Raw genomic sequence first — 11,106 nt, forward strand, 5'->3', positions numbered from 1 at the left:
AACCCAGCGGTAGACACAAGGAAGGGACAACCCCCAATGGCTGTCCCTTCTGGAAAAACTTCCGGCATGCGCCTGGTCAGTGCGGCGGCCCGCCCACTGTCAATCGAGCGATACTCAAGTCTTGGCCTGTTGCGTCTTTGGCCATCGAGTCCGGCCAGAGATCCGTGCACGCGGACCGCATGCAACCCCCGGTTCCCTGCTTGCGCGACTCCGGTGTGGCGCCAGGGCGCGGCATGTCGATTTGGAAACCTGAAAAGTCCGGAAACATAACGTGGTACTTCATTTCTCGCCTCCACAGTATGGTTGGCCCGCCGCAACCGAGCCTCCATTAGTTTATCCATCAAGTTGATATACGTAAAGACTTGAGGACCGGCACATTCAGGAACCGAGAGAAGAAACCGGAGCTACAGGACCTTGATCATGCGGGTGTTGCCCAGGGTATTGGGCTTCACACGGGCCAGATCAAGGAACTCGGCCACGCCTTCGTCGTGGGAACGCAGCAATTCCGAGTAGACCTGGGGGTCGACGGCGGTTTGGTCCGCCATGACTTCGAATCCGTGGCGCTTGAAGAAGTCCACTTCGAACGTCAGGCAGAAGACCCGGGCGACGCCCAAAGCCCGGGCGTCCTCCAGGAGCTGCTGGACAAGGACGTGACCCACGCCCTTGCCCCGCCAATTGTCGTCCGCTGCCAAGGTGCGCACCTCAGCCAGGTCCTCCCACATCACGTGCAAGGCACCGCAACCGATCACCTCGCCGTCGGACGATTCGGCAATCCGAAACTCCTGAAGGCTCTCGTAGTAGGCCACGGTCTCCTTGGCCATCAGGATTCGCTGCTCTGCCAATGGCGCTACAAGCCTCTTGATCGCGGCAACATCGCCGGTGCGGGCAGGGCGGATACTGAAAGTCGAAGTCACAGCCCCAATCTTACGAGGCCGAAGGCGCCTAAAGCCCCAGGTCCCCAGGAACTGGAACCTCCTGTCCCAGTAGCTGCTTGGCCAAAAAGTGCTCCACGACGCCGTACCAGACCTTGGCGTGCTGTGGCTGCAGGATCCAGTGGTTCTCGTCAGGGAAGTACAGGAAGCGGTGCTGGGTCTCGCCGTTGTCGTCGGCGGGCAGCCCGGAGCTGGAAAGAAGTTCGTACCAAAGCCTCAGGCCCTCGCCGATCGGCACCCGATAGTCCTTGTCGCCGTGGATCACCAGCATGGGGGTCTGGATTTTTGCAACATGGAGATGGGGCGAGTTGTCCATTGCCATCTCCGCGGTCATTTCCTTGAGCCAATACTGCGAAGCATCCGTGGTGGGCCCGAACTGGTCCAAGGCCCACAAACTGGCGTGCGTCACGATCGCCTTGAAGCGGTCCGTCTGCCCGGCCACCCAGTTGGCCATGTATCCGCCGAATGATCCACCCATGGCGGCCGTCCGCGTCTGGTCAATGTCGGACCGCCGGACCACTGCGTCGGTGATGGACATGAGGTCGGTATACGGCGCCTTGCCCCATTGGCCCCAGCCGCGCTGGATGAATTGCTGGCCGTAGCCTGTGGATAGTGCCGGGTCCGGCAGCAGCACGGCATACCCCTTCGACACGAGCAGCCATGGATTCCATCGCCAGGTCCAGGCATTCCACGATCCCAAAGGCCCGCCGTGGATCCACAACAGCAACGGCGCCGGATTTGCCGCGGACGCGCCTTCCGGGAGCGCGAGGTAAGCCGGAACCCTCGAACCGTCAGCCGCACTGGTCTCCACCCGTTCCAGCGAGCCTTTGATCCTGGGGCGTTCAGCCGGGGCGGGGAGCCGCTCGACCTCACCCGAGGCGAGATCGATCCGGACCGCTTCGGCCGGGAATTCATAAGAGCTGCGTAGCGCAAACGCGCTCAGACCAGCGGGCGAAACCACGACGTCGGTGTACGCCGCCGCGTCACGCGTCACCCGGGTGACCGTACCGTCAGCGACCTCGACCCGGAAGACCGGCGTCGCGCCGTCGTCGTCGGCTGTGACGAGGAGCGAGAGCCCGTCGGGAAGCCAGGCCGCCGGGCTCCCCCAGCGGTCCCAAGCGGGCGCGAGCGGCTCAAGGTCAAGGGTTTCTCCCACGCCGACATTCAAAAGGTGGAGTTTGACCTGGGGCGCCTCCCCGGGGGTACTGTCGCTTTCGCTGACTACGGAGAGCATCTTGTTGTCAGGGCTGACCGGGCCCGGGAAATAGCTCATTCCCTCATGGTCAAGGAGCACCTTCAGTGAGCCGGAAGCGACATCGACGGCGGCGAGCACAAAGCGCGTATCGGCCTTCGCGAGCGGCTTGGCGAGGCTCGTATAAATCGTCTTGCCGTCCGGGCTGACCACCGCATGGGTGTTGCGGAGGTTGCCGCCGACGTCTGGAGTCAGATTGCGCAGCTTCAGGGGGGCGGTAGCATCCACGGTCGCGGGCTTGCCGGACTCAGCCGCATCTCCGTTTTCCACGGCAAACAGCCTCGGTTGGGCTGGTCCCAGATCTGCGTCCCAGTAGCGGACCGGGTAGCCGGTGTGCAAAATGGCCGCTACCTTGTTGTCCTTGCGGCTCTTGCGCCGCTCCTCGTCATTTTCCTCATCGGTGGAACCGGAGAGGACCGAGGCCGTCACGAAAGTGGCATCCGCGGATGACGCGGCCATGACGCCACTTACGCCGCCCGCGCGGGAATGCACCACCCGGGCCTCACCGCCGTCGGCAGGCAGGAGCCACAATGCGCTCACGGGATCCGCTTCGGGGCTGTCCGGATCGGGCCGGGCTGAGGTGAAGTACAGGTCACCGTTGGCCGCAAACACCGCACCGGTCTCCCCCTTGGCGCTGCGCGTAATGCGGCGGGCGTGCTTCTTTCCCGCTGGATCGAGCTCCCACAGGGCAGTGACGTATTCAGTGCCCTTGGCGTTGAGGGTGGAAACCGTGGTGACCAAGCGGCTTCCGTCGGTGCTGAGGGCCAGGCCGCCGACGCGGGGGATGGCCAGGTAGTGGTCGAGATCGTGGAAAGGAGTTTCGGGTTGGGTGCTCGGGGTCTCTGAGGCATTCGAATCCATGCTCTGATTCAACACGCAATGTGCCGCAGATCACAAAGGATTCACTAAGAGTGAAACACTTATTTCAGATATTACGCTCATCGGGGACGCAAAAACCCCGCCCGCTCCTTTGGGAGCGGACGGGGCCTTTGAATCGGAATTCGGCGGAACCGGAACCTAGGCGCTCGGAGCGATTTCCGGGATGCGCGGCTTGGCGTTGCCGGCAAACGTGAACTTGGCGTCGTCGCCTTCGCCGTCCACGTCGACCACCACGATGTCACCTGAGTGCAGCTCGCCGAAGAGGATCTTCTCGGAGAGCTGGTCCTCGATCTCGCGCTGGATGGTGCGGCGCAGCGGCCGCGCACCCATGGCGGGATCGTAACCCCGGGTCGCCAGGAGAACCTTGGCGGCCGTGGTGAGCTCGATGCCCATGTCCTTGTCCTTGAGGCGGGCCTCGAGGCGCGTGACGAACAGGTCAACGATCTCGATGATCTCGTCCTGCGTGAGCTGCGGGAACACCACGACGTCGTCAACACGGTTGAGGAACTCGGGGCGGAAGTGCTGCTTGAGCTCCTCGGTGACCCTTGCCCGCATCCGGTTGTAACCGGTGGTGGTGTCCGTGCCGGACTGGAAGCCCGTTGCGACGCTCTTGGAGATATCGCGGGTGCCCAGGTTGGTGGTCATGATGATCACCGTGTTCTTGAAGTCCACCACCCGGCCTTGGGAGTCGGTCAGACGGCCGTCCTCGAGGATCTGCAGCAGCGAGTTGAAGAGATCGGCGTGGGCCTTCTCCACTTCGTCGAACAGGACCACGGAGAACGGACGGCGGCGGACCTTCTCGGTCAGCTGCCCGCCTTCTTCGTAGCCGACGTAGCCCGGAGGGGCACCGAAGAGACGCGAAACCGTGTGCTTCTCGGAGTACTCCGACATGTCCAGCGTGATGAGGGCGTCCTCTTCACCGAACAGGAATTCGGCCAGCGCCTTGGCGAGCTCGGTCTTGCCGACGCCGGTGGGGCCGGCGAAGATGAACGAGCCACCCGGACGCTTGGGATCCTTGAGGCCAGCACGGGTACGGCGGATCGCCTGGGAGAGAGCACGGATGGCCTCGTCCTGGCCGACGACGCGCTTGTGCAGCTCGTCTTCCATCTTGAGCAAGCGGCTGGATTCTTCCTCGGTGAGTTTGAAGACCGGGATGCCGGTGGAGTTCGCGAGAACCTCGGCAATCAGCTCCTCATCCACTTCGGAGATATCGTCCATGCCGCCGGACTTCCAGCTGCGTTCCTTCTCGGCACGCTCGGCAATGAGCTTCTGCTCCTTGTCGCGCAGCGAGGCGGCGCCTTCGAAGTCCTGGGCGTCGATGGCCGATTCCTTCTCCATCTTCACCTCGGCGATGCGCTCATCCATGGCCTTGAGCTCCGGCGGAGCCGTCATACGGCGGATGCGCAATCGCGCCCCGGCTTCGTCGATCAGGTCGATCGCCTTGTCCGGCAGGAAGCGGTCCGAGATGTAGCGTTCGGCCAACGTTGCCGCAGAGGCAAGGGCGCCGTCGGTGATGGTCACCCGGTGGTGCGCCTCGTAGCGGTCACGCAGGCCCTTGAGGATCTCGATCGCGTGCGCGACGGAAGGCTCCTTGACCTGGATCGGCTGGAAGCGGCGCTCCAACGCGGCATCCTTCTCGATGTGCTTGCGGTACTCATCCAGAGTGGTGGCCCCAATGGTCTGGAGCTCACCCCGGGCCAGCATCGGCTTGAGGATGGACGCGGCATCGATGGCACCCTCTGCAGCGCCGGCGCCCACGAGCGTGTGGATCTCGTCGATGAAGAGGATGATGTCCCCGCGTGTCCTGATTTCCTTGAGGACCTTCTTCAGGCGCTCTTCGAAGTCACCACGGTAACGGGAACCCGCCACAAGGGAACCGAGGTCAAGCGTGTAGAGCTGCTTGTCCTTGATGGTCTCCGGGACGTCTCCGCGGACAATCGCCTGGGCGAGGCCTTCGACGACGGCGGTCTTGCCGACGCCGGGCTCGCCGATCAGCACCGGGTTGTTCTTGGTGCGGCGGGAGAGGACCTGCATGACGCGTTCCATCTCCAGCTCGCGGCCGATCACAGGATCGAGCTTGTTTTCCCGCGCGGCCTGGGTCAGGTTGCGACCGAACTGGTCCAGCACCACCGAACCGGCCGGGGTGCCTTCCTGTTGGCCCGGACCTGAGCCAGGACCGGCAGTTTCTTTGCCCTGGTAGCCGGACAGCAGCTGGATGACCTGCTGGCGGACGCGGTTGAGGTCGGCGCCAAGCTTGACAAGCACCTGCGCAGCAACGCCTTCACCCTCGCGGATGAGGCCGAGCAGGATGTGCTCTGTACCGATGTAGTTGTGGCCGAGCTGCAGGGCTTCGCGGAGCGAGAGCTCAAGTACCTTCTTGGCACGCGGGGTGAAGGGGATGTGGCCGGACGGGGCTTGCTGGCCCTGGCCGATGATCTCCTGTACCTGCTCGCGGACGCCATCGAGCGAAATGCTCAAGGACTCAAGCGCCTTGGCGGCAACGCCTTCACCCTCGTGGATCAGACCCAAGAGGATGTGCTCGGTACCGATGTAGTTGTGGTTGAGCATGCGTGCCTCTTCTTGGGCAAGCACAACAACGCGACGGGCACGGTCCGTAAATCTCTCAAACATTTCGCCACACTCCTAGCTACGACGTACTTTGATGCTACGTGGCAACGCTGGAATTTTGGGGCGTGTTCGCCACAGGGGAAACATGGCCGCACCGGGAATAAGCCCGCTCAACCCGTCTGTGGCCCCTGGGACCACGGCGGCGACCAAATCAGGGCCTCCACGATCCGGCGGCGCTCCCGCCGCCACCCCCACGAGCCGGCGGACCGCCGTCGTCCTTCTCAGCAAACGCAGTGATCGCCTACCGGATATGCCCAGTCGGCTCCAAGCCTTCCCGGGAATAGTGGCGCACGACACCGTTATCCCGACCGCCCGGCGGTTAAAAGACAATACCCCGGCCCTAGGGCCGGGGTATTGATACTTGATGTCAGGAATTGGCCTTCTGGTAGGCTTCTTGAATTTCGGCCTGAATGCGGCCACGGCTGTTTACGGTATAACCGTTCTCGCGCGCCCATTGACGGATCTGTGCGGAGTCCTGGTTTCTCCCCGCAGCAACGCGACTACGCGTTGCACGGCCGGTCGATGTCTTGCGCGCCTTGGCTACAAATGGCCCAAGAGCGTCCCGCAGCTTCGCAGCGTTGGCACTGGACAGATCCATTTCGTAACTGACTCCATCAAGGCCAAAGCGGACAGTTTCATCCGCGGAGCCCTCATCCAGGTCGTCAACGAGGATAATTTTGACTTTCTGTGCCATGAAAAGACTCTCTTTTGGAGGGGTCGGATATGCAGAATAGCTAGACTACTAATTAATGATTATCGTCCAGTGCATGGCGTCAGTCAAAGGCACAGTCAAAGGCTCTATTAAAATCTTCGCGGGCGGCCCGGAGAAAGAGCTATTTGGCAGGTGTTGAGCCGTCGCCCGCCGGCTTCGCAATTCCGAGTCCGGCTTCTTCCTGGGCGCGGGCTTCTGCTTGGCGCTCTGATTTGTCCGCGTTGAAGATAGCCTTCATGGCAAACCAAAAGAGAAGTCCGACAACGACGGACGGCGCAAGAACGGCAATGTATTCCATGGTCAGTGCCCTTCGGGCTTGAGGAGTGGGAACAGGATGGTTTCCCGGATGCCTGCTCCGGTGAACAGCATGACCAAGCGGTCGATGCCTAGGCCGATGCCGCCCATGGGCGGAGCACCGTACTCAAGGGCGCGCAGGAAGTCTTCATCCAACTGCATGGCCTCGACATCACCTGCAGCCGAACGACGCGACTGTTCCGTGAGGCGTTCGCGCTGGATGACGGGGTCGATCAGCTCGGAGAAGGCCGTGCCGCGTTCCATGCCGCCAATGATGAGGTCCCAGGCCTCGATCAGGCGGTCGTCCTCCCGATGCGGGCGGGCAAGAGGCTGCGCGGAGGGCGGGTAGTTGTAGACAAAGGTCGGGTTGAGCAGCGTGGGTTCGACAATCTCGCCAAACAATTCGACTACAAGCTTTTCGGCATCCCACTTGGGATCCACCTTGACTTCGTGCTTGGCGGCAATCGCCTGCAGTTCCGCCACCGTGGTGTCCGGAGTGATTTCCTCGCCGATCGCCTCGGAGAGGCCCGGGTAGACGGCAACCCAAGCCCATTCGCCGTCGAGGTCGATCTCTCCGGCGTGCGTCTGGATGGTGCGGGTGCCCACGACGTCGGCGACGTTCAGGATGATTTCCTTCATCCGCTCGGCCATCACGAACTGGTCCGCCCACGCCTCGTAGCATTCCAACGTGGTGAATTCGGGGCTGTGCGTGGAGTCGACGCCTTCGTTGCGGAAGACGCGGCCCATGTCGTAGACGCGGTCAATTCCGCCCACCACGGCGCGCTTGAGGAAGAGCTCGGTGGCGATACGCAGTGTCATCTTTTGGTCGAAGGCATTCATGTGCGTCTCGAACGGACGCGCGGTGGCACCACCGTGGACGAGCTGCAGGATGGGTGTCTCCACCTCCACGTAGCCGCGGCGGTCCAGCGTGTCGCGAACCGAACGGGTAATCGCTGCGCGGGTGTAGACCATTTCCCGCGCTTCGTCGCGGACCATCAGGTCCACATAGCGCTGCCGGACACGGGTTTCCTCATTCAGTTCGGCGTGCAGCACCGGCAGCGGGCGCAGGGCCTTGGAGGCCATGGACCAGGAGTCGGCCATGACGGACAGCTCGCCGCGTCGGGAGGAAATGACTTCGCCCTTGATGAAGACGTGGTCTCCGAGGTCCACCAGCGCCTTCCAGTCCGCGAGGGTTTCCTCGCCGACGTTCGCCAGGCTCAGCATCGCCTGCAGGCGCACACCTTTCCCGTCCGCACCGCCCTCCTGGAGGGTTGCGAAGCAGAGCTTGCCGGTGTTGCGCACGAACACCACGCGGCCAGTGATTCCCACGATGTCGCCGGTGGTTTCATCAGCCTGGAGATGGGCGTACTTCTCGCGGATCTCGGCAAGTGAATGCGTTCGTTCAACACCCACCGGGTAGGCCTCGGTGCCGCGCTCGATCAGCTTGTTGCGCTTTTCCATGCGGATGCGCATCTGCTCGCTGGCGTCGGCGGGCTCGGCGGCGGTGTGCGGGGATGGGGTGTTTGCGGAAGTCACAATCCACAAGTTTACCGGGGATTCCTTAGAGTTCCCTCTCTTCCCCTCCCGCCCCCGCAGCAACATAGACTCGGGCTGTGGAGACATGGACAGTTGAAACGGACGACGACGGCGGTCACCTTGAAGTGCACTCCTTCCGGCCGGCGGCAGAGGCATCCATTCCCGGCGCCTCGAGCGCTGCGGAGGAGCCCGGCGTCGTGCTTGTTCATGGCACCTTGGTGACTGATTCCCTTTACTGGCCATTCGCCCGGAACCTCAGCGTCCTGCTTGGCCGGCCGGTGCATTCCTACAACCGGCGCGGCCGCGGCCGTTCCGCACCTCAGCCGCCTAGCTACTCCGCCGAGACTGAGACCAGCGACTTGCTTTCCGTGATGGAGGCCAGCGGATCCACCGATGTTGTCGGGCACAGCTATGGCGGATTCGTCGCGCTCCAGGCAGCCCTGCGCGCACCCATTTCCCGACTCGTCACTTACGACGCCGCGGTTTCCCTCTCCGGCAACTTGAACGAGCGGTGGCGGCCGCAATTGGAAGAGGCCGTCACCTCGGGCCAGCTCGACCACGCATGGGCGCATTTGGTCCAAGGGCTAGGCACGGCCGGACCGATTTCGTATTTGCCGCTCGGGGCACTGCGGGTGCTTAGTATCCTCTCGGCCAAGACGAGGTTGGGATCCGAGATGAGGGAACTGCTTCCGACCGCGGTGTTGGAGATGCGGGCGATCATCGACGCCGGCTCGCACATCCAGGACTATGCGGAGTTGCAAACGCCAACCCTGATGCTCAGTGGCGGCTGGAGCCCGGCGTACTTTGCCGAGACCGGTCGGCAACTTGCGGCTGCCAGCCCGGTGGTGGACTTCGCGGTAGTCCCCCTGCAGTTCCACGAGGGTCCCCTCCGGCCGGGGAAGCAGCTCGCGGTGAGAATCGCCCGCTACCTGGCACAAGGAACTGCGAAGGCGCCATCCCCCTAGGATGAAGCGGTGAGAGAACGTGAGGTCCCTACGCCCGACGGCGGCAAGCTCGCCTTGTACAGTTACGGCGCAGTGGACGCGCCCGGAGAGCGCCGCGTGGTGCTCATTGGCGGCGCATTCCTGACCGCGCTCATCTACCGGCCATTTTCCATGGCGCTATCCAAGGGACTGGGCGAGGGCTGGGCAGTCGACGCCTACGATCGCAGAGGTCGGGGCAGCTCGACGGAACTACCCGCGGACTACTCCATGGCCACCGAGATTGCGGACGTGCGGAGCATCATGGACGCCACCGGGGCCAGGAACCTCCTCGGCCACAGCCTTGGCGGATCCGTGGCACTGAATGCCGTGCAGGAGTTCGCGGGAACAAGTTACGAGCCGGACAAACTTGCCGTGTACGACGCCGCCGTGAACATCGACGGGAGCGTGGACACCGGCTGGCTGGACGGCTTCGCCCAATCCGTGGATAGCGGGAATGTGGGGCATGCCATGGCCAGGATGAAGCGGGGCATGCAGCCTGGAACCGCCCTGGCGCGGATACCCGAGCCCATCTTGGCCGGACTCATGGCCCTCGTGTCCCACACGAAGGTCAACAAAGTCCTCCGGGAACTCATGCCCACAGGGGTAGCCGAGCTCAAAGCCGCCTACGACGAAGGTGCCCTCCCCCGGGATTTCTCCGTGCTCCCCCGCAACACGCGGTTCATGGTGGGCAGCAAAAGCCCCCAATACTACAAGGTCACTGCGGAGCGGCTATACGCAGCCGTCCCAGGAAGCACACTGGTGGTATCGCCAAAAGGCTTCCACGGATCCATCCCCGCGGCGGTCAAGGAACTCGTGACGGACCTTTCAAGCTATTTCAAGGACTGACGGAACCCTGCGGCTCCGTTAGGCTCGAAGCATGACGCGCGAGAACATCACAACGGCTGACGGCGGAACCCTCGAGCTCTTCACGACGGGCGGTGAGCTTGCTAACGGCGGCTCAGGCGTCGTCGTCGTGCCCGCCTCCATGGTGACGGCCGCGGACTACTCCAAGTTTGCCCAGAAACTCAGTGCTGCCCTTGGCCGCCCGGTCCACACTTTCAACCGCCGCGGCCGTGGTGAATCGTCGCCCCAGCCCGAGGACTACACCCTCGACGTCGACATCCGGGATCTTTCCGAAATCATGAAGCACACGGGCAGCACCGATGTCTTCGGCCACAGCTTCGGAGGCGCAGTGGCCCTGCACGCGGCACGCACGCTGCCGGTGGAACGCCTGGCGGTCTACGACCCCGCAGTATCCGTCAACCACAGCGTGAAGGCCGAGTGGACAAGCGAATACGAGCGCGCGACGGCGACCGGAGACTTTGACCGCGGGCTCGCTGTGCTCGTGAAGGGCGTCGAAACGGAGGGCGCCTTCGCGCGGATGCCGCTATCCATGCTGACACTCGTCAACAAGCTGACGTCGGGCACCCCCATGGGCAAACAAATGCGTGAGCTCATGCAGGCCGGCGTGCGGGAGATCAAGGCAGTCATCGCCGCGGACATGCCCGCAGAGCCGTTCCTTGAGCTGCCGCTGGAGACGCTCATTGTGGTCGGGGAAAAGAGCCCCGCCTACTTCGGGGTGGCGTGTGGCCAGATCCACGACGTCCTCTCCGGATCGAGCTACACCATCCTGCCCGGCCACGGACACGACGGAGTGATCCGCGCACCCGACAAGCTCATCGCCGAGCTCGCCGACTTCTTCTCGGGCTAGACGCCSGCTCACGTATGCCGGGTTTTCGTTGGACGCCGGCYCRCGTGCGGGTGGGTGGGTTTAAATGGTTCAGGCCCCGACGTGTGTCGGGGCCTGAACGTGAATGGTTGTCCGGCGGTGTCCTACTCTCCCACACCCTCCCGGGTGCAGTACCATCGGCGCTGTGGGTCTTAGCTTCC

9 protein-coding genes are annotated in these 11,106 nt (G+C 63.2%); 3 read left to right on the plus strand and 6 right to left on the minus strand.

All coding sequences use genetic code 11. The features are described 5' to 3' along the window. Positions 1-404: 404 nt before the first annotated feature. From AC1DJW_RS22515 to lysS, 6 genes are all read right to left on the minus strand, one after another. Entirely contained in the window at positions 405-914 is a 510-nt protein-coding gene (locus tag AC1DJW_RS22515) for an amino-acid N-acetyltransferase (RefSeq protein WP_059388339.1), read from the minus strand. A 28-nt stretch (positions 915-942) separates the two neighbouring features. After that, a complete protein-coding gene (locus AC1DJW_RS22520) occupies positions 943-3,045 on the minus strand; it encodes a S9 family peptidase (protein WP_476902554.1) in 2,103 nt (700 codons plus the stop codon). 156 nt (positions 3,046-3,201) lie between these two features. Further along, positions 3,202-5,694: an ATP-dependent Clp protease ATP-binding subunit gene (locus tag AC1DJW_RS22525; protein ID WP_284754300.1), complete on the minus strand. Its 2,493-nt coding sequence runs from the start codon at positions 5,692-5,694 to the stop codon at positions 3,202-3,204. Positions 5,695-6,058: 364 nt separating this feature from the next. Beyond that, positions 6,059-6,385 (minus strand): histone-like nucleoid-structuring protein Lsr2, encoded by a 327-nt coding sequence (locus tag AC1DJW_RS22530; protein WP_059390281.1) that lies wholly within the window; start codon positions 6,383-6,385, stop codon positions 6,059-6,061. 139 nt (positions 6,386-6,524) lie between these two features. Beyond that, a complete protein-coding gene (locus tag AC1DJW_RS22535) occupies positions 6,525-6,701 on the minus strand; it encodes a hypothetical protein (protein WP_284754297.1) in 177 nt (58 codons plus the stop codon). A 2-nt stretch (positions 6,702-6,703) separates the two neighbouring features. Next, entirely contained in the window at positions 6,704-8,233 is a 1,530-nt protein-coding gene (gene lysS, locus AC1DJW_RS22540; RefSeq protein WP_284754296.1) for a lysine--tRNA ligase, read from the minus strand. Positions 8,234-8,310: 77 nt separating this feature from the next. Here lysS and AC1DJW_RS22545 point away from each other — a divergent pair, with 77 nt between their 5' ends. The 3 genes from AC1DJW_RS22545 to AC1DJW_RS22555 are packed head-to-tail and all read left to right on the plus strand — an operon-like array spanning position 8,311 to position 10,927. Further along, entirely contained in the window at positions 8,311-9,198 is an 888-nt protein-coding gene (locus tag AC1DJW_RS22545) for an alpha/beta fold hydrolase (protein WP_459340967.1), read from the plus strand. Between the two features lie 9 nt (positions 9,199-9,207). Further along, positions 9,208-10,062, plus strand: a complete 855-nt coding sequence (locus tag AC1DJW_RS22550; RefSeq protein WP_476902555.1) for an alpha/beta fold hydrolase — start codon at positions 9,208-9,210, stop codon at positions 10,060-10,062. 31 nt (positions 10,063-10,093) lie between these two features. Then, positions 10,094-10,927, plus strand: a complete 834-nt coding sequence (locus tag AC1DJW_RS22555; RefSeq protein WP_284754292.1) for an alpha/beta fold hydrolase — start codon at positions 10,094-10,096, stop codon at positions 10,925-10,927. Positions 10,928-11,106 lie beyond the last annotated feature (179 nt).

The organism is Arthrobacter sp. 05L417, assembly GCF_056397865.1.